Annotated in this window: 22 protein-coding genes; 8 read left to right on the forward strand and 14 right to left on the reverse strand. The window is 66.3% G+C overall.

Going from position 1 to position 19787, the window contains the following annotated elements:
- Window positions 1-3 precede the first annotated feature (3 nt).
- Window positions 4-786: an ABC transporter ATP-binding protein gene (locus ACSQ3M_RS09585; RefSeq protein WP_436149828.1), complete on the forward strand. Its 783-nt coding sequence runs from the start codon at window positions 4-6 to the stop codon at window positions 784-786.
- A 117-nt stretch (window positions 787-903) separates the two neighbouring features.
- Here the strand turns inward: ACSQ3M_RS09585 and ACSQ3M_RS09590 are convergent, their stop codons facing one another.
- Complete coding sequence (locus ACSQ3M_RS09590; RefSeq protein WP_436149829.1) at window positions 904-1608, reverse strand: glutathione S-transferase N-terminal domain-containing protein; 705 nt, start codon at window positions 1606-1608, stop codon at window positions 904-906.
- A gap of 219 nt (window positions 1609-1827) precedes the next feature.
- Here ACSQ3M_RS09590 and ACSQ3M_RS09595 point away from each other — a divergent pair, with 219 nt between their 5' ends.
- Complete coding sequence (locus tag ACSQ3M_RS09595; protein WP_436149830.1) at window positions 1828-2232, forward strand: DUF2306 domain-containing protein; 405 nt, start codon at window positions 1828-1830, stop codon at window positions 2230-2232.
- Window positions 2233-2350: 118 nt separating this feature from the next.
- A complete protein-coding gene (locus ACSQ3M_RS09600) occupies window positions 2351-3487 on the forward strand; it encodes an extensin family protein (RefSeq protein ID WP_436149831.1) in 1137 nt (378 codons plus the stop codon).
- 40 nt (window positions 3488-3527) lie between these two features.
- On the opposite strand, the gene ACSQ3M_RS09605 is transcribed toward ACSQ3M_RS09600, so the two are convergent.
- Together ACSQ3M_RS09605 and mepA are read right to left on the reverse strand one after the other, a co-directional pair.
- Complete coding sequence (locus tag ACSQ3M_RS09605; protein WP_436149832.1) at window positions 3528-4226, reverse strand: alpha/beta hydrolase; 699 nt, start codon at window positions 4224-4226, stop codon at window positions 3528-3530.
- Between the two features lie 105 nt (window positions 4227-4331).
- Entirely contained in the window at window positions 4332-5273 is a 942-nt protein-coding gene (gene mepA / locus ACSQ3M_RS09610; protein ID WP_436149833.1) for a penicillin-insensitive murein endopeptidase, read from the reverse strand.
- Between the two features lie 145 nt (window positions 5274-5418).
- Between mepA and ACSQ3M_RS09615 the strand changes: the two genes are divergently transcribed.
- Together ACSQ3M_RS09615 and ACSQ3M_RS09620 are read left to right on the forward strand one after the other, a co-directional pair.
- Complete coding sequence (locus tag ACSQ3M_RS09615; protein WP_436149834.1) at window positions 5419-6402, forward strand: Bug family tripartite tricarboxylate transporter substrate binding protein; 984 nt, start codon at window positions 5419-5421, stop codon at window positions 6400-6402.
- Window positions 6403-6492: 90 nt separating this feature from the next.
- Window positions 6493-6666, forward strand: coding sequence for a DUF3309 family protein (locus tag ACSQ3M_RS09620; RefSeq protein ID WP_436149835.1), 174 nt, complete (start codon window positions 6493-6495; stop codon window positions 6664-6666).
- Between the two features lie 33 nt (window positions 6667-6699).
- Here ACSQ3M_RS09620 and ACSQ3M_RS09625 read toward each other — a convergent pair whose 3' ends face one another.
- From ACSQ3M_RS09625 to sppA, 4 genes are read right to left on the reverse strand one after another with little or no spacing between them, the layout of a single operon-like run.
- The gene (locus tag ACSQ3M_RS09625; RefSeq protein WP_436149836.1) at window positions 6700-7644 is read right to left on the reverse strand and encodes an ornithine cyclodeaminase family protein; all 945 of its coding nucleotides are present in this window, start codon (window positions 7642-7644) and stop codon (window positions 6700-6702) included.
- A 10-nt stretch (window positions 7645-7654) separates the two neighbouring features.
- The gene (locus ACSQ3M_RS09630) at window positions 7655-7990 is read right to left on the reverse strand and encodes a LapA family protein (RefSeq protein WP_436149837.1); all 336 of its coding nucleotides are present in this window, start codon (window positions 7988-7990) and stop codon (window positions 7655-7657) included.
- A gap of 18 nt (window positions 7991-8008) precedes the next feature.
- A complete protein-coding gene (ihfB, locus tag ACSQ3M_RS09635) occupies window positions 8009-8296 on the reverse strand; it encodes an integration host factor subunit beta (RefSeq protein WP_126113814.1) in 288 nt (95 codons plus the stop codon).
- A gap of 28 nt (window positions 8297-8324) precedes the next feature.
- The gene (sppA, locus tag ACSQ3M_RS09640) at window positions 8325-9293 is read right to left on the reverse strand and encodes a signal peptide peptidase SppA (protein ID WP_436149838.1); all 969 of its coding nucleotides are present in this window, start codon (window positions 9291-9293) and stop codon (window positions 8325-8327) included.
- A gap of 276 nt (window positions 9294-9569) precedes the next feature.
- On the opposite strand from sppA, the gene ACSQ3M_RS09645 reads away from it, so the two are divergent.
- The gene (locus ACSQ3M_RS09645; RefSeq protein ID WP_436149839.1) at window positions 9570-9944 is read left to right on the forward strand and encodes a cupin domain-containing protein; all 375 of its coding nucleotides are present in this window, start codon (window positions 9570-9572) and stop codon (window positions 9942-9944) included.
- 6 nt (window positions 9945-9950) lie between these two features.
- On the opposite strand, the gene ACSQ3M_RS09650 is transcribed toward ACSQ3M_RS09645, so the two are convergent.
- Both ACSQ3M_RS09650 and rpsA read right to left on the reverse strand, forming a co-directional pair.
- Complete coding sequence (locus ACSQ3M_RS09650) at window positions 9951-11240, reverse strand: Hsp70 family protein (RefSeq protein ID WP_436149840.1); 1290 nt, start codon at window positions 11238-11240, stop codon at window positions 9951-9953.
- An 89-nt stretch (window positions 11241-11329) separates the two neighbouring features.
- The gene (rpsA, locus tag ACSQ3M_RS09655) at window positions 11330-13036 is read right to left on the reverse strand and encodes a 30S ribosomal protein S1 (RefSeq protein ID WP_436149841.1); all 1707 of its coding nucleotides are present in this window, start codon (window positions 13034-13036) and stop codon (window positions 11330-11332) included.
- A gap of 394 nt (window positions 13037-13430) precedes the next feature.
- On the opposite strand from rpsA, the gene ACSQ3M_RS09660 reads away from it, so the two are divergent.
- Window positions 13431-14438: an LLM class flavin-dependent oxidoreductase gene (locus tag ACSQ3M_RS09660; protein WP_436149842.1), complete on the forward strand. Its 1008-nt coding sequence runs from the start codon at window positions 13431-13433 to the stop codon at window positions 14436-14438.
- A gap of 28 nt (window positions 14439-14466) precedes the next feature.
- Here the strand turns inward: ACSQ3M_RS09660 and ACSQ3M_RS09665 are convergent, their stop codons facing one another.
- The 5 genes from ACSQ3M_RS09665 to ACSQ3M_RS09685 all read right to left on the reverse strand — a co-directional run bounded on the left by ACSQ3M_RS09665 (window position 14467) and on the right by ACSQ3M_RS09685 (window position 19421).
- Complete coding sequence (locus ACSQ3M_RS09665) at window positions 14467-15891, reverse strand: TRAP transporter large permease (RefSeq protein WP_436149843.1); 1425 nt, start codon at window positions 15889-15891, stop codon at window positions 14467-14469.
- Window positions 15888-16460: a TRAP transporter small permease subunit gene (locus tag ACSQ3M_RS09670; RefSeq protein WP_436150298.1), complete on the reverse strand. Its 573-nt coding sequence runs from the start codon at window positions 16458-16460 to the stop codon at window positions 15888-15890. Before ACSQ3M_RS09670 ends, ACSQ3M_RS09665 begins: the two co-directional genes overlap by 4 nt.
- Window positions 16461-16592: 132 nt before the next feature.
- Window positions 16593-17336 (reverse strand): response regulator, encoded by a 744-nt coding sequence (locus ACSQ3M_RS09675; RefSeq protein ID WP_436149844.1) that lies wholly within the window; start codon window positions 17334-17336, stop codon window positions 16593-16595.
- Window positions 17329-18858, reverse strand: coding sequence for a sensor histidine kinase (locus tag ACSQ3M_RS09680; RefSeq protein WP_436149845.1), 1530 nt, complete (start codon window positions 18856-18858; stop codon window positions 17329-17331). The genes ACSQ3M_RS09675 and ACSQ3M_RS09680 overlap by 8 nt, the downstream gene beginning before the upstream one ends.
- A gap of 80 nt (window positions 18859-18938) precedes the next feature.
- Window positions 18939-19421, reverse strand: coding sequence for a MarR family winged helix-turn-helix transcriptional regulator (locus ACSQ3M_RS09685; protein WP_436149846.1), 483 nt, complete (start codon window positions 19419-19421; stop codon window positions 18939-18941).
- A gap of 133 nt (window positions 19422-19554) precedes the next feature.
- On the opposite strand from ACSQ3M_RS09685, the gene ACSQ3M_RS09690 reads away from it, so the two are divergent.
- Window positions 19555-19767, forward strand: a complete 213-nt coding sequence (locus ACSQ3M_RS09690) for a hypothetical protein (RefSeq protein WP_436149847.1) — start codon at window positions 19555-19557, stop codon at window positions 19765-19767.
- Window positions 19768-19787 lie beyond the last annotated feature (20 nt).

A 19787-nucleotide genomic window follows, 5' to 3' on the forward strand; every position in this document is an offset into this window, starting at 1 on the left:
GGCATGACTGCAGCAGCCGCCTCTCCCGCCGCCTCGATCCAGGGGCGCGGGATCGTCAAGACCTTCGGCGGCTTCACGGCCGTCGACGGGCTGACGCTCGACATCCGGAGCGGCGAGTTCGTCAGCCTGATCGGCCCGTCCGGCTGCGGCAAGAGCACGTTCATGCTGATGGCGGCGGGGCTGATCCCGACCAGCGGCGGGGAATTGCTGGTCAACGGCAAGCGCTTGACCGAGCCGCTGACCGATATCGGCATCGTCTTCCAGGACCATCTGCTGCTGGAGTTCCGGACGGCGCTGGAGAACGTCATGCTGCAGGCCGAAATCCGCGGCCTGCCGTTGGCGCCGGCGAAGGAGCGGGCGCTCGAGCTCTTCGCCAAGCTCGGCATCAGCCATGCCGCCGACCGCTATCCGAAGCAGCTCTCCGGCGGTATGCGCCAACGCGTCTCGATCGCCCGCGCGCTGATCCACAACCCGTCCGTCCTGATGATGGACGAGCCCTTCGGCGCGCTCGACGCGATCACGCGCACGCAGATCCGGCACGACCTCGAAATGCTCTGGCTGGAGACGGCCAAGACCGTCGTCTTCATCACCCATTCGATCGACGAGGCGATCGGCCTCTCCGACCGGGTGCTGGTGATGTCGCCGACGCCGGGGCGGGTGGTCGACGAGATCAAGATCGAGCTGCCGCGGCCGCGCCCCGCCCATCTCGGCGATTATCCGAGCTTCAACGCCTATGCCGATCGTATCCACGATGCGTTCCGGCGGTTTGGCGTGATCAAGTACTAAGGGGCGTCATTCTCGGGCGAAGCGCAGCGCAGACCCGAGAACCTCGTGACGAGAAGGCGCCAATCGGAGCCTCATCCGGCCTGACATGCTCGGGTCAAGCCCGAGCATGACGTGGTGTTACGCCCGCTTCGGAATCTCCAGCCCGCGCTGCACGGCGGGACGCGCGAGCCCGCGCTCCAGCCATTTCGGAACCAGCTTGAGCTTGTCGTATTCGACCAGCTCGCCGGCGCCGTAGAAGCCGACGAGATTGCGGACCCAGCCGAGCGTCGCGATGTCGGCGATGGTGTATTCGTCGCCCATCAGCCAGTCGCGGCCGGCGAGCCTGGTCTCGAGCACGCCGAGCAGACGCTTGCTCTCGTTGGCGTAGCGATCGCGCGGGCGCTTGTCCTCGTATTCGCGGCCGGCGAACTTATGGAAGAAGCCGAGCTGGCCAAACATCGGGCCGATTGCCGCCATCTGGAAAAACACCCATTGCAGGGTCTCGTAGCGGCGGGCCGGATCGGTGGGCAGGAACTTGCCGGCCTTGTCGGCGAGATAAACCAGGATCGCGCCGGATTCGAACAGGGCGAAGGGCTTGCCGCCCGGACCATCGGGATCGAGAATCGACGGGATCTTGCCGTTGGGATTGAGCGAGAGGAATTCCGGCGTCCAAGTCTCGTTCTTGCCGATGTCGATCGTATGCGGCTCGTAGGGGATGCCGGTCTCCTCCAGCATGATCGAGACCTTCACGCCATTGGGCGTCGGCAGCGAATAGAGCTGCAGCCGGTCGGGATGCTGGGCCGGCCAGCGCAATGTGATCGGAAAACCGGAGAGATCGGACATCGGGGGAATTCCTCGGATGGCGGGCTTGGGACCGGCGTTGCCGGCTCGCCCATAGGCGGGACGCCGATGGCGCGGGGCCATGACGTTGCGGCGTAACGTGGGGCGGCAATGGAGGCGGCGCAACCGCGCAGAGCTTGCGCAAATGCCGACCAGCTCGGGCAAGAATCACATGTCGATGCTATGCTCGGCGCCACCATCTGCGCCTGCAAGGACATCGCGATGACGCTTGCCCCGCTGCTCGCTGCTCCGGTCATCATCCAGCTGCACGTCCTGGCGGCGCTGACCTCGCTGGCGGCCGGCCTGACCGTCCTCGCCCTGCGCAAAGGCACGGCGCGCCATCGCTTCATCGGCTGGGTCTTCGTCGTGGCGATGGCGATGACGGCAACGAGTTCGGCCTTCATCACCAGCAACGGCCGCTATAGTGCGATCCACCTGCTCAGCCTGCTGACCGCCGTAAACCTGCCCTATGCCGTCATCATGCGCCGCCGCGGCAACATCGTCGCTCATCGCTCCGCAATGCTCTGGCTCTTCGCTGGGCTCGTCGTGGCCGGCGCCTTCACCCTCGTGCCGGGCCGGCTGATGAACAAGCTCACCTTCGGCAGCGCCACGGCCGCAATCCGTTAATGCGCTCGGTGGTGCGGTAACCGCCGCTTAACGCCATCGGCAAAGTTAATCCGTCCGTGGCTTCCAGGACGCAGCCGGTCAATAAACCGTTCACCCAACGCCTCGCATTTGAATTGTCATGCGTCGCGTTCATCTCACCCTCCTCGCGCTCGGCGTCATCGGCGTCGGCCTTGCCGGTTGCGGCAAGTTCCAGAAGCCGCAGCGCGCTGCCTGGCGTGACCAGGCCGAAGCCCAGTGCCTGGCCTCGCGCCAGGTGCAGCTCTCGGCCTATGTCAGCCTGCGCGACAAGGCGATCGACGGGCCGGGCACCTGCGGCATGGAAAAGCCACTCAAGGTCGCCGCCTTCGCCAATGGCAGCGTCGCCCTGACCAGTAATGCGACACTCGCCTGCCCGGTGGTCGCGACCACCGACAAATGGTTCACCGAAGTCGTGCAGCCGGCGGCGATGAACGTCCTCGGCGCGCAGGTGATCGAAATCCGCGCCGGCTCCTATTCCTGCCGCGCCATGAACAACGGCACCGGCACCAGCCGCACCTCCGAGCACGCCTTCGGCAATGCCGTCGACGTCTTCTCCTTCCGGCTGAACGATAATCGCGTCGTCACCGTCAAGGATGGCTGGCGCGGCTCACCAGAGGAGCAGGCCTTCCTGCGCGAGATTTTCGTCGGGGCCTGCGAGCATTTCTCGACGGTGCTCGGCCCCGGCGCCGACGCGTTCCACTACGACCATTTCCACATCGACCTGGCGCGCCATTCCAAGGGCCGGCACATCTGCAAGCCGGTGATCAAATACGAGCCCAACTACAACCTGCCGCCGCCGGATCCGGCGCGGCCTGATCGGATGGCGCTGCAACAGCAGCAGCCGGGGATGCGCGAGACCTTGCCGCCGCCGATGGTGGCTGGCGGCTCGGGCGGCCTGCTGCGCCAGCCGAGCGGCGGCTTGCGTCCGCCCGGCGCGGTCAGCGGCGGCTATCCGGTCGCGCATCAGCAGCATGGCGGCCTCGAAGCGCAACGGCGCTATATCGAGGAGGCACCGCAGCAGACGCCGCGCTACCAGCCGCAGCCGACGCCGAGCGAGATGCGCGGCCCGTTGCAACTGCCGGGCGCCACCCCGCCGACCGAGGAGCTGATCGTCGGCGACGATGAAGGAAACGGCATCCTCGACGGGGCGGGCGAGAACGAGCCACCGATCAACCCACGCAACGATCCCTTCGCCTATCGGCCGCAAGGCCAACAGACGGGCGCGCTGCGGCGGTAGAGACGGCGGCGATCCAAAGCGGAACGCCGCCCGCCATCCCTCAGGCCTTGGCGACTTCCTGAGCTGCCTCGTCAATGAGCCCCGCCACCTCTCCGGCGCGCGAGGCCAGGGAGGCGTGGCTGGCATCGAGCGCGAGCATGCGGCGCGGCTTCATCCGTTCGGCCATGCGGTACTGGTTGTCCGGATGAATCATCCGGTCGTCGGTGGAGAGCTGGTACCAGACCGGCTTCTTCTTCCAGGCAGGCACGGTGATCGTATCGCCGAAGGTGCTCGCCAGCGGCGCCTTCTGCGCGACCGCCATGGCGAGAGCCTCGTCGGCGCTCAGATCCTGGCAGAAACTCTCGTGGAACTTGTCGTAGTTGATCCAGAGATAGCCATCGCTGTCGGGAGCGAGATTGGCGATCGCCGCCGGTGGGGCCATCTGGCTGATGCCGCCGGGGCTTTCGCCGGCATCCGGCGCGAAGGCGGCGATATAGACCAGGCCGACGACGTTCGGCAGGTCACCGGCCTCGGTGATGACGGCGCCGCCATAGGAGTGGCCGACCAGCAGGACCGGGCCCGCCTGCTGCTTCACCATTTTGCGCGTGCGCTCGGCATCGTCGGCGAGCGAGGTCAGCGGCATCTCGACGGCCCGCAGGTCGGCATGGCCCTTGCGCGCCAGTTCGACGATGACCTTGCTCCAATGAGCGGCCCCGCCCCAGAAACCGTGGACGAGAACGATGGTCGGCCTGGCATTCATCACGCCCTCCTCTGATCGGCGACGCGACCCGCGAATGCGGAATGTCGCGCGCGCCATCAGACTAGGACGTGAAAACGGAAGAAGCGACCACCGAGCCGCTGCCCCCTAGCGCGATACCAGCACCTGCCGGCACTCGGCCGGCAGCGCGTCGAGCGACATGGGCGGCTTGGGCTTCGGCTTGGGGCCCGGCTTCGGCTTGGGCGGGTTGAAGATCGCCTGGTGCTGACGCTCGACCCAACCCGTAAGCTCCTCGCCACAGCCATCGCCAAAGTTCGGCGGCTCCTGACCGTCACAGCCTTCGACGCCGGGCGGGCAACTCAGCCTGATGTGGAAATGATAGTTGTGCCCCCAGATCGGCCTGACCTTGTTCAGCCAGGTCCGGTCCGCGCCGGCCTCGCGGCAGAGCGCCACCTTGAGTGCCGGATTGACGAAGATGCGCTCGACCCTGGGCTCGCTGGCGGCGGCCTTGATCAGGCGGGTATGCGCCGGGGTCCAGTTCTTCGGGTCGACATCGCGCCAGTCGGAGCGCGCCATGTTGGTCGCGGCCATGTTCTCACGATCGTCGCTGTCAACGCGCTTTCGCGACATCGGCGTCAGCCAGACATCGGCGTCGAGCCCGATCTGGTGCGAGGCATGGCCGGTCAACATCGGGCCGCCGCGCGGCTGAGAGATGTCGCCGACGAGCAGCCCGGACCAGCCGGTGATCTTGGGCACCTCGCGGGCGAAGCGCTCGAGGAAGGAGATCAGCTCGGGATGGCCCCAATTGCGATTGCGGGCGAGCCGCATCACCTGCCAGTTCTCGCCGTCGACCGGCAGCGCTGTGGCTCCGGCAAGGCACCCGCGGGCATAGGAGCCGATAGCGCGTGCTCGCAGTGCGGCTGGCGCCGTCTTCTGGCCGAATTGCGCGCGGGCAGCGTCGGGGAAGGCTGCGATATTGGCGGCGCGGGTCTTCGCCTCTGCCTCGGCGGTGGATTGCGCGTGAGCCGCTCCGGCCGCGATCAGCATCGGCAGGAGAATCAGGCAGGCGAAGCGGGATAGTGGCTGCATCGGCGCAGACTCGCAGGCCGCTCATGGTCAGGTCAAGCTGGTGCTCGGCCGACAGGCTGGACGAGAGCAAGTGCAGTCGGCATGTTGCAGTGCCGAAGGATGGTGCCAAACCCCCGGCGAATGCGAACGGAGGAGACACCTGACCATGAGCCGTTTCACACTCGATCGTCGCACGCTGCTCGGCGGGCTCGGCGCTACGCTCGCCCTGCCCGCGGTCGGCCACGCGCAAGGCGCCTGGCCGCAGGGGCGCACGCCGAAGCTCGTCGTGCCGTTCACGCCCGGCGGGGCAACCGACATTCTCGGCCGGCTCGTCGCCGACAAGGTCGGGCAAGCGCTCGGTGCTACCTTCGTCGTCGAGAACCGCCCCGGGGCCGGCGGCAATATCGGCGTCGAGGCGGTGGCACGGGCCGAGCCGAGCGGCGACACGCTATTGATCGTCTCGGTCGGCCTCGTCGCCAATCCGGCGCTCTACGCCAAGGTGAATTACGATCCATTGACCGATTTCGCGCCGATCACCATGGTGGCGCTGGTGCCCAACCTGCTCGTCGTCAGCCCAACCCTCAAGGTCAAGGACACGGCCGAGCTGATCGCCTATGGCAAGGCCAATCCGGGCAAGCTGACCTATGCCTCCTCCGGCATCGGCACCTCGATCCACCTCGCCGGCGAACTCTTCCAGAAGCTGACCGGGATCAAGATGGTGCACGTGCCCTATCGCGGCTCGGCCCAGGCGATGCAGGATCTGATCGGCGGCCGCGTCGACCTGATGTTCGACAACATCACCGCCGCACTCCCCCAGGTTCGCGCCGGCACGGTGCGCGGCTTCGGCGTCACCACGGCGCAGCGCGCGCCGACAGCCTCCGAATTCGCGCCGATCAACGATCTCGTGCCGGGCTTCGACGTATCCTCATGGTTCGCCCTGTTCGCACCGGCGAAGACGCCGCAGGCGATCATCGACCGGCTGCAGGCCGAAACGAAGGCCGCGATCGCCGACCCCGTTGTGCGGGGCAAGATGGACCAGCTCGCGGCCCAGCCGGTCGGCAACACGCCGACGGAGCTTGCTGCCTTTGTCCGGACCGAGCAGGCAAAATGGGTGGGGCTGATCCGCGAGGTCGGCATCAAGGCGGAGTAACCTCACGGAACTTACGGTTCGCGCCCGACGTTCTTTGGACGCTCGCCCGTCGATAGCGACGAGGCGGCGGACGAAGAAGGGGCGCGAACCATGTCCACACTCCTCATCATCATCCTGCTCATCGTCCTGCTCGGCGGCGGCGGATATTACGGACATCGCAGCTATGGCGGCGCTGGGCTCGGCGGCGTGGTCGGCCTCGTGCTGACGATCGTGATCGTGCTCTGGCTGCTCGGGGCTCTCGGCGGTCCGGTCGTCAGGATCTGATGCCTCGGCGAGCGCAGGGACGGGCGCTGCGCTTCAGGTCGCCAGCTTCCAGACCAGCATGGCGGCCGCGAGATCCTCGAGCGCGGTGCCGACCGACTTGAACAGGGTCAGATCATCGCGCTCGGCGGCGGCGTCATACTCGCCACGGCAGAGACCGGCCAGCGTTCCGGAGACCTGCTCCGCGGTGTAGGCGCCCGCCTTGATCGCGACGGCGACATCCCCGCCTTCATGCAGTGCGGCTTGCGTATCGACGAAGACATGGGCGCGCTGCAGCGCCTCGTCATCGGCCTCGCGCATCGACAGGTTGAAGGCGCCGACCAGATCAAGATGGGCGGTTCGCTTCAGCCAGCGACCGTGGATCAACGGCTCGCGTGACAGCGTCGCGCAGGAGATGAGGTCGGCCTGCCGCGCCTCGGCTTCCAGGTTCTCGGCGACGCGCGCCTCGATGCCGTCACGCGCCAGTTCGGCAACCACTTCGGCAGCGGCTTCCGGGCGGCGCGCCCAGATCGCGATGTCCTCGAAGGCGCGGACGCTGCGATGCGCCTTGACCAGGAAGGACGAGAGTGCACCGGCCCCCACCATCAGCATGCGCTTGGTATCCGGCCGCTCCAGCATGCGCGAGGCGAGTGCGGACGCCGCCGCGGTCCGCCAGAGCGTCAGCCGTGCACCGTCCAGAGCCGCGAGCGGCGCACCGGTCGCGCCATCCATCAGCAGGTAAGTGCCCATCACGCTCGGCAGGCTTACCGTGGCGTTGCCGGGGAAAACCGTGACCACCTTGGTTCCGAGAAAGGCCGGGTTCGCCTCCGGCGCCGTCCAGGCCGGCATCAGGAGCAGGGTCGCGGCCGCATCCGGCCGTTCGATTTCGTGGTGATGGCGCACCGGCGTGACGATATCGCCACGAAAGGCGTCGGCGAGCGCATCGATCAGGGCGGGGAAGTTGAGCAGGCCGTCGATCTCGGCCGCAGAGAAGAACCGCATGGCCGCAGCTTCAGATGCGGCTGGTCAGCGCTGGGAGCGCCGAATCCGGCACCGCGGCGCGCAGCGACTGCGCCTCGCCACGCAGCTTCTCGGCCTCGCGGCGATTGACCCGAGCGGCCTTGCGGTGCTTGCCCTGCGCCAGCCAGGAGGCGAAGCCGCCGATCAGGATGCCGATGGCGATGGCGGCGAGGACCACGGCGAAGAGCGGCAAATCAAAGACGAGCGCCGGAGCGTCGCGGCTGATCGGATCGAGCGAGACCCGGACAGGGGCGCGGTTCGCCACCGAGAACAGCACCACGAGAAGTGCGACCGGGACGAGCACCAGCGCCTTGAAGAAAGCCTTCATTCCGCTCCTCCAGCCAGCTCAGCCGGCCTTGCCGTTCAGCCGCATGCGCAGCTCCTTGCCGGTCTTGAAGACCGGCACGAACTTCTGATCGACCTTGACGGAGTCGCCGGTGCGCGGATTGCGACCGACACGGGCGGCGCGTTCCTTGGTCGAGAAAGCGCCGAAGCCGCGCAGCTCGACACGATCGCCGCGCGAGAGCGCCTTGACGATCTCGTCGAGGATCGAGCCGACAATGTTCTCGATGTCGCGCTGATAGAGGTGAGTGTTGCGCTCGGCGATGCGCTGGACGAGTTCTGATTTTATCATGGGCCCAATATAACCGCTTGTAACATCGTCACTTTTCGACGGCAGGCTGCCAGAGCGCCAAGGGCGCGTCAAGCCGCAGTCCGACCGGGATTTCAGCCGCGCGCGCGAGCAGCGCCGCAACCGGCTCCAGTCCCGCCGCACGCGCCAGCGCCTCGCCGGCGCTCCACAGGCCGTAAGACGAAGATTCGCTGCGGCGGCGCCAGTCGCGCACCGGCAGCGACTTGCCGATGCCCTTTTCGCGCTCGAGCCAGGCAATCGCCTCCAACTCGCCGCCGATCTCGTCGACGAGCTTGAGCGTGACCGCCTGGCGGCCCGAATGGACGCGCCCGTCCGCAACCTTGGTCACTTCGGCCTCAGCGAGCTTGCGGCGCTCGCCGACCAGCCGCTTGAACCAGTCGTAATTATCCGCGATGACACGCGCGATTTCGGCGGCGGCTTCAGGCGAGGTCGGCTCGAGGCCGCTCGGAGCAGCCTTCAACGGGCTCGAACGGGTGATCTCGAACTTGACGCCGATCGTGTCGAGCAGCCTGGCGACATTGGGAATTTGGGCGATCACGCCGATCGAGCCGACAGGAGAGGTCTGGCGTGCGACGATGCGTTCACCGCCGAGAGCGACGATGTAGCCGCCGGACGCAGCCATCCCGTCGACCACCGCGACGACGGGCTTCTTTGCGGCAAGCCGGCGAATCGCCTCGTACAGCGCTTCCGAGCCAGTCACGGTGCCGCCGGGGCTGTCGATGCTGAGCAGCACGGCGCTGGCGCGACTGTCCTCGAGCGACTTGATCAGATCGAGCGTGCGGCGGTCGCCCGAGATGAAGCCGGAAATGGTGACGCGGGCGATGTGCGCCTGCGCCGTGCTGCCCGGCAGGCGCCCGCTCCAGACGAGCGCGCCGGCGACAGCCAGAACGACAACCCCGCCAAGGGCGAGCAAGCGCCAGAGCGAAAGCTTGCGGCGCAGGCTGCGACGATCGGCGAGCAGATCGGCGTCGGACGACATCTCGGCGGCTCCGGTTAGAGCCGGATCCGATCAGGTTGAAACAACCTGATCGGTGAATCCGTCTCTCGCTTTGCGATAGAGACCGCTTTTTCCGATCAGCTTGCGATGCAAGCTGATCGGAGCGGGCTCTAGAGGCCTGTGGTGTAGCTCCGCGGTGCCGGGGCGGCAAGGCGGCAGTTGTCGCGCCGGCAGCCGTGGCGGGCACCGCACGATCGTTCAAGACATGGCGACGACGGGCCCCGAGTATACCGTCACCTTGACCGGAGCCCTGCCGAGATGCCCGAAAACACCTATCGCGCCATCAACTTCGCCGAGAAGCTCGGCCGCATTCACGAGCAATGGCAGCCGCGCGTCCTGGCCGAGCTCAACGACTACCAGATCAAGATCGTCAGGATCGAGGGCGACTTCATCTGGCACGACCACCCCGAGACCGATGAGGCCTTCATCGTGCTCGAGGGCTCGCTGCGGATCGACTTCCGCGACGGTTCGGTCACTGTCGGCCCCGGGGAGATGTTCGTCGTGCCCAAGGGCAAGGAGCACAAGCCCTTCGCCGAGAAGGAGGTCCGCATGCTGCTGATCGAGCCGCGCGGCACACTCAACACCGGTCATGAGGGCGGCGAGCGGACGGCGCAGAACGATCGCTGGATCTGAGCGGCCTCAGGCGTCGGCCAGCGCCCGTTGCCGGTCGAGCGCAAGCAAAGCGAGCCCGCTCGCGACCGAGCGGAAAGCGTCGCCGATATGGATGCGCTGCGGGCTGAAGCGGCGGTCGAACAGCGCGCGCACCGCCGGTACATACGAGGTGCCACCGGTCATGAACACCGCCTCGATCCGACCGGCTTCGACCCCGGCGGCTGACAGCGCCTCGTCGAGCGCGCCCTCGATCGCCGCGACATCCTCGGCGATCCAGCGCTCGAATAGGGTCCGCGTCACCGTGCGGTCGATGCGGACGCCCATCTGATCGAAGGCAAGCTGGGCCTCCTCCTGCGAGGAGAGCGCGATCTTCGTCGCCGAGACGGCGCGGTAGAGTTCGTAGCCGAGATCGTACTCGATCACCGTCATCAGGTCCTCAAGCCGCTCCGGCTCGACCGCGTCGCGGATCAGCGCCTTGAGCTCGGTCATGGTCTCGCGGCTCTTCATCAGCGAGAGCCGGTGCCATTGCGCGAAGGCGGCGTGGTAATGCGCCGGGATCGGCAGGCGCTTGCCGAAGGACAGATAGTCCGAGCCCTTGCCGAGCAGTGGCGAGACCGCATGCTCGATGATGCGATAGTCGAAGCTGTCGCCGGCGATGCCGACACCGGCATGGGACAGTGGAACCGCCTGTAGCCGGCCTGCGCCACCGGGTTCGAAGCGCATCACCGAGAAGTCGCTGGTGCCGCCGCCGAAATCGGCGACCAGCATGGTCTGCGGGGTCTTGAGCTCGCGGGCGTACCAGTAGGCGGCGCCGAGCGGCTCATAGGCGAAGTCCACCGTCGGCATGCCGGCCTTGCCGTAGGCTGCCGAGAGGCGCGCGAGCGCCAATGCCTCGTCGGGGCGATCGCCAGCGAAGACGACCGGGCGGCCGGAGAGGACAGCGCGCTCGCCGAGATCCTCGAGACCGGTGGTGAGGTCCTTCAGGAAGACCGCGATCAGGTCTTCCAGCCGGAAGAGCTTGCCGAACAGGCGCGTCTCCTGGAAGGCGCGGCTCGACAGATACGTCTTCAGCGATTGCAGGAAGCGATGCTCGGTCGTCATGCCGAGCGCCATGTCGAGCGCGTCGGGGCCACTGACATGGGTGACGTGGGAATTGGGCGGCCTGCCTTCGCGCCAAAACATCAAGGCTGAGCGATAGGCGTCGACGGCACCCTGCTTCGTGGCGAAGCTGCGGGTCGTCACCGAGCCGTCCGGACGTGCGAGCGCGACCACGCTGTTGGTGGTACCGAAATCGATCCCGATCGCCGCGTCGTCCATTCTCGCCTCCATTTGCCGAAACAAAAGCCCGCGCGGATTTCTCCGCGCGGGCCGATGGATTGGCCAGGCCGCGAGACGCGGCCTGATGATCACTTCTTCTCGGTCGTAGCCTTCTTGAGGGCCGCGCCGAGGATGTCGCCGAGCGAGGCGCCGGAGTCGGCGGAGCCGTACTGGGCCATCGCCTCCTTCTCCTCAGCCATTTCCAGAGCCTTGATCGAGACCTGGATCTTGCGGGCCTTCTTGTCGAAGAGGATGACGCGGGCGTCGACCTTCTCGCCGGCCGCGAAGCGCTCGGGGCGCTGCTCGGCACGATCACGCGCGATTTCGGCGCGCTTGATGAAGGTTGTCATGTCCGTGCCGGCGATCTTGACGTCGAGACCACCGTCCTTGACGTCGACGATCTCGCAGGTCACGACCTGGCCCTTCTTGAACTCGCCGGCATCCACGAAGGGATCGCCGCCGAGCTGCTTCAGGCCGAGCGAGATGCGCTCCTTCTCGACGTCGACATCGAGAACGACCGCCTGGAGCATGTCGCCCTTCTTGTACTCCTCGATCACCTGCTCGCCCGGACGGTTCCAGTCCAGGTCCGACAGATGGATCATGCCGTCGATGTCGCCCTCGAGGCCGAGGAACAGACCGAACTCGGTCTTGTTCTTGACCTCGCCTTCGACCACCGCACCGCTCGGATGCTGCTCGGCGAAGACCTCCCACGGATTGCGGAGGGTCTGCTTGAGGCCGAGCGAGATGCGGCGCTTGACCTGGTCGACCTCGAGGATCGCGACGTCGACTTCCTGAGAGGTCGAGACGATCTTGCCGGGGTGGACGTTCTTCTTGGTCCAGGACATCTCGGAGACGTGGATCAGGCCTTCGATGCCCGGCTCCACTTCGACGAACGCGCCGTAGTCCGTGATGTTGGTGACGCGACCCTTCAGGCGGGTACCGACCGGGTAGCGGGCGGCGATGCCATCCCACGGATCGGCCAGCAGCTGCTTGATGCCCAGCGAGATGCGGTGCGTCTCCTGGTTGATCTTGATGATCTTGACCTTGACCGTCTGACCGATGGTCACGACCTCGGACGGATGGTTGACGCGGCGCCAGGCCATGTCGGTCACGTGCAGCAGGCCGTCAATGCCGCCGAGATCAACGAACGCACCGTATTCGGTGATGTTCTTGACGACGCCGTCGATGACCTGGCCCTCTTCGAGCGAGGCGACGAGCTCGGAGCGCGCCTCGGCGCGGGTCTCTTCGAGCACGGTGCGGCGCGAGACGACGATGTTGCCGCGGCGACGATCCATCTTGAGGATCTCGAAGGGCTGCGGCTGACCCATCAGCGGGCCGACGTCGCGGATCGGGCGGATGTCGACCTGCGAACGCGGCAGGAAGGCGACGGCGCCGTCGAGATCGACGGTGTAGCCACCCTTAACCGTGTTGAAGATGTTGCCCATGACCTTTTCGCGGGCCTCGAACGCCTTCTCGAGCTTGACCCAGCTCTCCTCGCGGCGAGCCTTGTCGCGCGAGATCACGGCTTCGCCGAGCGCGTTCTCGATCCGGTCGAGATAGACCTCGACTTCGTCGCCGACCTTGAGCTCTTCTTCCCGGCCCGGGCCGGTGAATTCCTTGAGCGCGACGCGCCCTTCCGTCTTCAGGCCGACGTCGATGATCGCCATATCTTTTTCGATGGCGACGACTTTGCCCTTGATGACGGTACCTTCGAGGGCCTCGTTCTTGCCGAACGATTCCTCGAGCAGGGCGGCGAAATCCTCGCGACCCGAGTGATAGCTTTCGACAGCTGACATACATGCTCCTGAACGCCGGCCGCGTATCCCGCGGATGTCCGGCATGGCGCCGATTGGGTTGGTGTTGCACACCGGATCGATCCACGCGGTGCTCCGCTCACGGAGCTTGCCGTCCCTCAGGACGGCGGCGCCAGGCCGCAGGGGCCGATCCGCATCAAAAGGCCCGTTTCTCAAACACGAAACGGGAGCAGGCCAGTCGGCCGCCCCCGGCTGTGATCGATCACGGCCCTTCGGACGAGGCTGACCTAGCGATTATCGCGTCGTTCCGCAAGCAGATTGCGGCGTGAGGCGCCGGTCGCGCATGCATGAAGCGCCCTTGCGACCTGCCCTTAGGCTGCCGATCTTTCCCCGCGAAGCCCGGCCGCGAGCCGGCGCGATGCAAGGGAAGTCCCATATGTTCCCGCTCTCTATCCTCGACCTCGCGTTCATCGCCGAAGGCTCGACCGCAGCAAACGCCCTCCACAACAGTCGCGACCTCGCCCGGCATGCCGAAAAACTCGGCTACACCCGCTTCTGGCTGGCCGAGCATCACAACATGACCGGCATCGCCAGCGCCGCGACCTCGGTCGCGATCGGCTATGTTGCCGAGGGTACTTCGACGATCCGCGTCGGCGCCGGCGGGATCATGCTGCCCAACCATTCGCCGCTGGTGATCGCCGAGCAATTCGGCACGCTGGAGACGCTCTATCCCGGCCGCATCGACCTCGGGCTCGGCCGCGCGCCCGGCACCGACCAGCGCACCTGGCGGGCATTGCGGCGCGAGGCCGACGCGTCGGAGCGCTTCCCGCAGGACGTGCTCGAATTGCAGGCGCTGCTTGGGCCATTGCAGCCGGACCAGGTCATCCAGGCGGTGCCGGGCACCAACACCAATGTCCCGCTCTGGATCCTCGGCTCCAGCCTGTTCGGCTCGCAGCTCGCCGCCGTACTCGGCCTGCCCTACGCCTTTGCCTCCCATTTCTCGCCGGACGCGCTGATGGACGCCCTCGCCGTCTATCGCGAGCGCTTCCAGTCCTCGGCGCAACTCGACAAGCCCTATGCCATGGTCGGCTGCAACGTCATCGCGGCCGAGACCGATGCCGAGGCGCAGCATCTCTTCACCTCGGTTCAGCAGCGCTTCGCCGACATGCTGCGCGGGCGGCGCGGCCTGTTGCCGAGGCCGATCGACGACATCGAGGACTACTGGTCCGGCCCGGAGAAGGCGCAGGCGCAGCGCATGCTGGCCTGCTCCTTCGTCGGCTCGCGCGAGAGCGTGCGGGCGCAGCTGCAGGCCTTCATCGAGAAGACGAAGGCTGACGAGCTGATCGTCGCTTCGGCGATCTTCAACCACGCTGCGCGCAAGCGCTCCTATGAGATCCTCGCCGAGATACAGCCCGCGCTCGGACGAGCGGTGGTCGCGGCCTGATCTGGAGCGACCGCGACGCCTGCCGACGTCAGTTGAGTCCCGGTGCAGGCAGATTAAGTCCGTCCAGCCCGGGCAGTCCCTGGAACTGGCGTTCGATCGCGGCTGGGTCGATCAGCTTCGGCTTATCGAGCCAGTAGGTCACCATCTCCGGGAAGGCGATCATCAGCGCGACCAGGATGAGCTGCAGCACGATCCACGGGATCGAGCCGAGATAGATGTCGCGGCTCTTCACCGTCGGCGGCGCGATGCCACGCAGATAGAACAGCGCGAAGCCGAAGGGCGGATGCATGAACGAGGTCTGGATGTTGGCGCAGATCAAGAGGCCGAACCAGATCAGATTGATGTCGAGCTTCGTCGCCGCCGGCGTCAACAGCGGGATGATGATGAAGGCGATCTCGAAGAAGTCGAGGAAGAAGGCGATGAAGAAGACGAACACCATGGTGAAAGCCAGGAAGCCGACCTGACCGCCGGGCAGCCCGGTCAGCATGTGCTCGATCCACAAGCCCCCGCCGACACCCTGGAAGACCAGGCTGAAGACGCGCGCACCGATCAGAATCATCGTCACCATGGCGGTGATGCGCATGGTCGAGGACATCGCCTGGTAGGTCAGTTTCCAGGTCAGCGTGCGATACATCGCCGCCAGCACGAGCGCGCCGACCGCGCCCATGGCGCCCGCTTCCGTCGGCGTGGCGAGGCCCATGAAGATCGTGCCGAGCACGAGGAAGATGAGCGCCGCCGAAGGCACGATGCCGCGGATGCACTTGAACGCAAGCGGCCAGCCCTTGAGCGTGCGCGCCTCGGGCGGCAGCGCCGGGATATGCGCCGGCTTGGTGATGCTGAGGATCGCGACCCAGATGCAGAACAGCACGACCTGGACGATGCTGGGGCCGATCGCACCCGCATACATGTCGCCGACTGACTTGCCCATCACGTCGGCGAGCACGACGAGGACGAGCGAGGGCGGGATCAGCTGGGTGATCGTGCCCGACGCCGCGATGACGCCGGTGGCGTGCTGCATGTTGTAGCCATAGCGCATCATCACCGGCAGCGAGATCACGCCCATGGCGATGACGGAAGCGGCCACGGTTCCGGTGATCGCGCCGAGGATCGCGCCGACGAAGATCACCGCATAGGACAAGCCGCCCCGGACCTTGCCGAAGAGCTGGCCGATCGAATCGAGCAGATCCTCCGCCAGGCCGCAGCGCTCGAGCACCGCGCCCATGAAGGTGAAGAACGGGATCGAGAGCAGCAGGTCGTTCGAGATGATCGCGTAGAGCTGGAAGGTGAGGTTGCCCATGTACTGGGGCGCGATCACCCCCATCTCGATCGCGATAAAGCCGAAGAACAGCCCGACCGCCGCGAGCGAGAAGGCGGCGGGATAACCGATCAGCAGGAAAACGATCAGGCCCCCGAACATCATGGGGCCGAGATTGGCGCGGATGGCGTCGATCATTGCAGCGGCTTCTCGTACGCGTATTCGTGCTGATGGAAGCCGCGCAGCGCTGCGGCGCGCTTGATCATCTCGGAGATGCCCTGCAGCAGGATGAGGGTGAAGCCGACCGGCAGAAGCAGGATCACGGGCCAGCGGATCAGGCCGCCGGCATTGTTGGAGGCCTCGTTCAGCGTCCAGGACTGCACGAACCAGGGCCAGGTGAACCAGATCATCACCAGGCACATCGGCATCAGGAACACCGCGCCGCCGACGAGATCGATCCAGTGCCGGGTCCGATCGGAAACGATGCCGTAGAACAGGTCGACGCGGACATGCTCGTTGACCCGCAGCGTATAGGCCGAGCCGAGCAGCACCATGCCCGCGAACATGTACCATTGCAGCTCGAGCCAGGCGTTCGAGCTGGAGGAAAAGAGATAGCGGATCGTGGCGTTGCCGGCGCTGATCAGGCAGGCAAGCAGGACGAGCCAGCTCGCGATCACGCCGAGGGAACCGCCGAGCCGGTCGATCGCCCGGGCCAAAGGCATCAGCTGGCGGCAAAAGGTCCAGGCCAGCCAGACGGCCGCGGCCATGCCGCCCACCGTCGCGAGCGCCAACCAGAACTTGAACATTCAGGCTTCCCCGGCTCCGGGCGCGTCCCACGCGCTTCTTAGGAGCCTGTCGCTAGCAGCTACGCGCTTAGCCGTTCCATGTCGGCTGGCAGGTTATTGCATAACTTCGGCATAGCCGACGGCGTCGAGCTGCTCCTGCGTGCGAAGCCGGTAGCCCACGGAAAGTTCGGTCACCAGATAGGCCGGGCGCGCCGGGTCGGGCTCGATCTTGTCGCGCAGCTTCTTCATCAGGATGCGCAGATACTGCACGTCCTCGTCAGGGTCCTGCGGCCAGAGCTCCTTCATCAGCTGGCGGTGGGTCAGGACCTTTCCGTGATGGATGCCGAGCACCCGCAGCAGGGCGAACTGCTTCGGCGACAGGACGATCGGGACACCGTCGAGGCTGACCATGCGCTGGGCGAGGTCGAGCGCGAGCTTGCCGACGCGCAGCACCGGCTCGGCGGCGCCGGGCTGGGAGACGCGCCGGAGGACAACGCGCGCCCGGGCAAGCAGCTCGGCCATACCGAAAGGCTTGACGACATAGTCATCGGCGCCCTTCTCGAGCAGCGAGACTTTCTCCTCCTCCGAACTGCGGACCGAGAGCACGATCACCGCGCCATGAAACCAGCCGCGCAGCGCCTCCAGCACGGTCGCGCCGTCGGCATCGGGCAGGCCGAGGTCGAGCACGACAAGATCGGGCCGGCGCATCACGGAAAGTTCGAGCGCCTGCCTGGCAGTCTCGGCTTCGACGATGCGGAAGCCTTGCATCTCGAAACCTGCCCTCAGGAAGCGCCGAATCTGCGGCTCGTCATCGATCACGAGCACGAGCGGACCAGCTTGCTGCCTCGGTTCAGTCATCGTCGGATTCCCCAACTCGTCGCACTGCGAGCGGCAGCCACAGCCGCATCGTCGTGCCTTTGCCCGGTCCTTCGCTCAGCGGCTCGATGCTGCCACCATTCGCCTCGACGAACGTCTTTGCGATGGCGAGCCCCAAGCCGCTTCCACCGGCAATATCGGCATGACGCTCGCCACGATGGAAGCGCTCGAAGATCTGTTCCGCCTCATGCCGATCGAGCCCCGGCCCTTCGTCATGGACTGCGATGGCCAGCCTTCCGTCGCGTTCGCTGGCACTGATGGCGATTGGCGCGTCGCCCGGCGCGAACTTCGCAGCATTCTCCAGGATATTGATCAGCGCCTGTTCGACGAGCACCGGATCGACCCGGACGAAGGGGAGATCGCGCGCCAGTGCCAGCGTAACCTTGCGACCGCTCAACCGCTCGGCGGTACTGTCCAGCGCGCCGTTGACGATATCAGCCGGATCGACCTCGTCGAAGCGCGGCTGCAAGGCGCCGGCGCGGATGCGGGTGACGTCGAGCAGGTTCTGGATGCGCCGGTCGAGACGGCCGGCCTCGGAAGCAATGGCTTTCGACAGATCGGACAGGCGCGGCTCGGAAGAGATCGCCGGCGCTGTCGCAAGCACGCTGGCGGAACCGAGAATGCTCGCCAATGGCGTGCGCAGTTCGTGCGAAACCGATTCCATCAGGATGTCGCGCAGCGCATCGGTACGCTGGCGCAATTGCCGCTCCTCCAGCGCGCGTGTCAGCCCCAACCGTTCGAGCGAACGCGCACCTTCCTCCAGGATGGAACGGGCGCGGGCGACGATCTCACCGCTCGGATCGTGATTGTCGCCATCCATCGCAACCGCCAGGACCGCCTGGAGCGGGCCAGGCCGGCCGAGCCCGCAGAGCAGCCAACGCCCACCGGCCGGCAGATCGGCGACCGCGACATCGGGACTGCCCTGCTGGCCACGGCCTTCGGCGAAGCTGCGCGCCGCCTCGATGAGCACTTCGACTGGCACTGCCCCAACCGGATGGCCGATCGCGCCCCAGGGTTGCCCATCGCCAGCGGCGAACAGCACGACCTCACGCTCCAAGGCCTCGGCCATATGGGCGGAGACCGCGCCATAGATCGCTGCAACGTCACCTGCCCCGGCAATTTCGCTGCTGAGGTCGTAAAGCTGGCGCACGCGCCGCTCATCCTCGCGCACCCGCAGCATCTCGGCGCGCAGATGCCCGGCGAGCCGCCCGATCGTCAAGGCGACGATCAGCGAGATGATGAGGTCGACGATCTGCGAGGGCCGCACCACCATGACGCTGAAGAGCGGCGGATAGAACAGCGAGGTCATCACCGCGCCGAGCAAGGCTGCTGTGACAGCGGGGCCGGTGCCGTACCAGACCGCCGCAACCAGCCCCGGCAGCATGTAGATCGCCGAGACACTTTCCAGCGGCGTCAGCACGACGAGAAGGACGGCAGGCACCGTCGCCACGGCGACCAGAGCGGCAGCCTTCAGATAGGCAAGAGGATCGACGCGCGAGATCACGATACTGGCTGCTTTAGCAGGTCCCGTGTCGCCTGACGCACAGGAAACTCGTCCGGCCAGGATGAGGCTGCGCGCAACGCCTAGTCGGTGTGCTCGGCTGCGACGAGATTGCCTCGCAACCGCACCATCTCCTCGCGCAGATGGCGCTGCTCTTCGGGGGCGAGCCCGGTGGCGCGCTGCATGCTGACCCGGACTGCCCTGCCCCGCTCGCGGAGCGCGCGACCCTGCGCCGTCAGGTTGATGCGCACCTGCCGCTCGTCCTGCGGATCACGCTGGCGCGTCACCACGCCCATCGCCTCGAGCCGCTTCAGCAGCGGTGTCAGCGTGCTGGAATCAAGGAAGAGCTTGTCGCCGAGCCCGCCGACGGTCTGGTCCGCCTCCTCGTAGAGCGCGACCAGCGCGATATATTGCGGGTAGGTCAGCCCGAGTTCGTCGAGCAGCGGCTTGTAGACGCGGTTGAAGGCGAGATTGGTCGAGTAGACCGCGAAGCAGAGGAATTCGTCGAGCCCCGGCAGCCTGTCCGGACTCGCTTGCTGACCCGCCTGTCCTGAACTGCCTGCCACGTGTGCCTCTCGGCAAAGGATCGCTCACAGATATTTGATGCACGATTTATTTTCAAGCGATTGAACGGCGCCTCACAATCATTTACTTATCGAGCGATTAGATCGCTTAATAAGTAAATGATTGGAGCACGGCATGTCTCGCACTGATCCGCTCACCGCCACGACACCTGTCCAAGACCAGGCAGAGCCCGCTCCGGCTCTGCGCCGCCTACTTGTGGCTGCGATGCTGGCGGCCGCCGCGAGTTTCGCCATGGCCTGCAGCGCCTTCACCGGTCCGCGCAGCTATGGCCCCGGCCCGATCGCAACATCGAATGCCCTGCCACGACGCGGCGCTGCCCGTTCCTGACGCCCTCCTGCCGAGGAGAC

Source organism: Allobosea sp. LjRoot90 (assembly GCF_964254315.1).
Taxonomy (GTDB): Bacteria; Pseudomonadota; Alphaproteobacteria; order Rhizobiales; family Beijerinckiaceae; genus Allobosea.

Excerpts from the sequence above, each read along its gene's own strand:
- ACSQ3M_RS09585 (WP_436149828.1), top strand. The coding sequence starts at position 4 with ATGACTGCAGCAGCCGCCTCTCCCGCCGCCTCGATCCAGGGGCGCGGG.
- ACSQ3M_RS09590 (WP_436149829.1), bottom strand. The coding sequence starts at position 1,608 with ATGTCCGATCTCTCCGGTTTTCCGATCACATTGCGCTGGCCGGCCCAG.
- ACSQ3M_RS09595 (WP_436149830.1), top strand. The coding sequence starts at position 1,828 with ATGACGCTTGCCCCGCTGCTCGCTGCTCCGGTCATCATCCAGCTGCAC.
- ACSQ3M_RS09600 (WP_436149831.1), top strand. The coding sequence starts at position 2,351 with ATGCGTCGCGTTCATCTCACCCTCCTCGCGCTCGGCGTCATCGGCGTC.
- ACSQ3M_RS09605 (WP_436149832.1), bottom strand. The coding sequence starts at position 4,226 with ATGAATGCCAGGCCGACCATCGTTCTCGTCCACGGTTTCTGGGGCGGG.
- mepA (WP_436149833.1), bottom strand. The coding sequence starts at position 5,273 with ATGCAGCCACTATCCCGCTTCGCCTGCCTGATTCTCCTGCCGATGCTG.
- ACSQ3M_RS09615 (WP_436149834.1), top strand. The coding sequence starts at position 5,419 with ATGAGCCGTTTCACACTCGATCGTCGCACGCTGCTCGGCGGGCTCGGC.
- ACSQ3M_RS09620 (WP_436149835.1), top strand. The coding sequence starts at position 6,493 with ATGTCCACACTCCTCATCATCATCCTGCTCATCGTCCTGCTCGGCGGC.
- ACSQ3M_RS09625 (WP_436149836.1), bottom strand. The coding sequence starts at position 7,644 with ATGCGGTTCTTCTCTGCGGCCGAGATCGACGGCCTGCTCAACTTCCCC.
- ACSQ3M_RS09630 (WP_436149837.1), bottom strand. The coding sequence starts at position 7,990 with ATGAAGGCTTTCTTCAAGGCGCTGGTGCTCGTCCCGGTCGCACTTCTC.
- ihfB (WP_126113814.1), bottom strand. The coding sequence starts at position 8,296 with ATGATAAAATCAGAACTCGTCCAGCGCATCGCCGAGCGCAACACTCAC.
- sppA (WP_436149838.1), bottom strand. The coding sequence starts at position 9,293 with ATGTCGTCCGACGCCGATCTGCTCGCCGATCGTCGCAGCCTGCGCCGC.
- ACSQ3M_RS09645 (WP_436149839.1), top strand. The coding sequence starts at position 9,570 with ATGCCCGAAAACACCTATCGCGCCATCAACTTCGCCGAGAAGCTCGGC.
- ACSQ3M_RS09650 (WP_436149840.1), bottom strand. The coding sequence starts at position 11,240 with ATGGACGACGCGGCGATCGGGATCGATTTCGGTACCACCAACAGCGTG.
- rpsA (WP_436149841.1), bottom strand. The coding sequence starts at position 13,036 with ATGTCAGCTGTCGAAAGCTATCACTCGGGTCGCGAGGATTTCGCCGCC.
- ACSQ3M_RS09660 (WP_436149842.1), top strand. The coding sequence starts at position 13,431 with ATGTTCCCGCTCTCTATCCTCGACCTCGCGTTCATCGCCGAAGGCTCG.
- ACSQ3M_RS09665 (WP_436149843.1), bottom strand. The coding sequence starts at position 15,891 with ATGATCGACGCCATCCGCGCCAATCTCGGCCCCATGATGTTCGGGGGC.
- ACSQ3M_RS09670 (WP_436150298.1), bottom strand. The coding sequence starts at position 16,460 with ATGGCCGCGGCCGTCTGGCTGGCCTGGACCTTTTGCCGCCAGCTGATG.
- ACSQ3M_RS09675 (WP_436149844.1), bottom strand. The coding sequence starts at position 17,336 with ATGACTGAACCGAGGCAGCAAGCTGGTCCGCTCGTGCTCGTGATCGAT.
- ACSQ3M_RS09690 (WP_436149847.1), top strand. The coding sequence starts at position 19,555 with ATGTCTCGCACTGATCCGCTCACCGCCACGACACCTGTCCAAGACCAG.